This window comes from Streptomyces sp. P5F9 (assembly GCF_057961495.1).
Genome location: NZ_JBXVPZ010000956.1, coordinates 1 through 1094 on the forward strand (window position 1 = coordinate 1; position 1094 = coordinate 1094).

General features: G+C 73.9%; 2 protein-coding genes. Both read right to left on the reverse strand.

Going from position 1 to position 1094, the window contains the following annotated elements; all coding sequences use genetic code 11:
- The coding region (locus tag AC31A1_RS51780) for an NAD-dependent epimerase/dehydratase family protein (protein WP_489659972.1) at nt 1-487 on the reverse strand (487 nt) is incomplete at its 3' end.
- A gap of 86 nt (nt 488-573) precedes the next feature.
- A partial coding sequence (locus AC31A1_RS51785) for a winged helix-turn-helix domain-containing protein (RefSeq protein WP_489659973.1) occupies nt 574-1094 on the reverse strand: 521 nt, incomplete at its 5' end.

Consider the following 1094-nt stretch of genomic DNA (forward strand, 5'->3'; position numbering starts at 1 on the left):
GCCCGATGTTCTCGTACGGCGCGAGAATGAGCCCGGCCCGAGCGAACACCGACCGCTCCGCCCCGAACGCCCCGAGCGCGGCCAGCTCCCCGCCCCGCTTGTCCCGCGCGTAATCGGTCTTGTCGGCGGAGGCCGAGGCCCCCTCGACGAGCGGCGCGTCCTCCCCGTACCCCGCCGGCGGCGCCCACGCGTACACGGAGCAGCTCGACACATACACGTACCGGCCCACCCGGTCGGCCAGCAGCCGCGCCGCGTCGTCGACCGCGCGCGGCGCCGCCGACCAGGTGTCGACCACGGCATCCCACTCGCCCGCGGCCAACGCGGCGAGCCCACCGGGCGCGGTGCGGTCACCCCGCAACGCCCGGACCCCGGCCGGGGGTTGATGCCGGCCCCGGTTGAGGACGGTCACCTCCCAGCCCCGGCCGAGGGCCGCTTCCACGACGGCCCGCCCCGCGAACTCCGTACCACCCAGCACCAGAAGTCTCATACCGCCGACTCTGCCCGCGGGGCGCACGGAACGGAACACGGATCTGCCGTCAGCAGAAGCTCAGCCGGCCACCAGCCGGCTGATGATCAACGCGCGGTCGGCGGCGTGTACTTGTACCCGACCCGCCGCACGGTCTGGATCGCCTTGCGGTGCTCGACGCCCAGCTTGCGGCGCAGCCGCGCGATGTGGACGTCGACGGTACGGCCGTCACCCACATGCCCGTACCCCCACACCGTGGTGACCAACTGGTCGCGCGTGTGCACCCGGTTGGGGTGCGCGACGAGATGGGCGAGGAGCTCGAACTCCAGGTACGTCAGGTCGAGTTCCGCGCCGTTCAGCTGGGCGGTGCGCTGCACGGTGTCGATGCGGACGAGCGGTTCGTCCTCGGCGGGGAGGGGCGGGACCGGGTCGGTCCGGGTGAGGTGCGGGCTGTCGGCCGGGATGAGGACGAGGTACCCGACCATCGGCGGCTGCCCCGGCAGCGTGGGCAGCGTGTGCGGAGGCGCGGGCAGCCAGGTGGCGCCCGGGGGCAGGAACTCCGCCACGTCGATCACCTCGTCCCGGTCCACAGCGCGCAGATGGTGCCGTGGGGCGTTCGGGGTGGGGG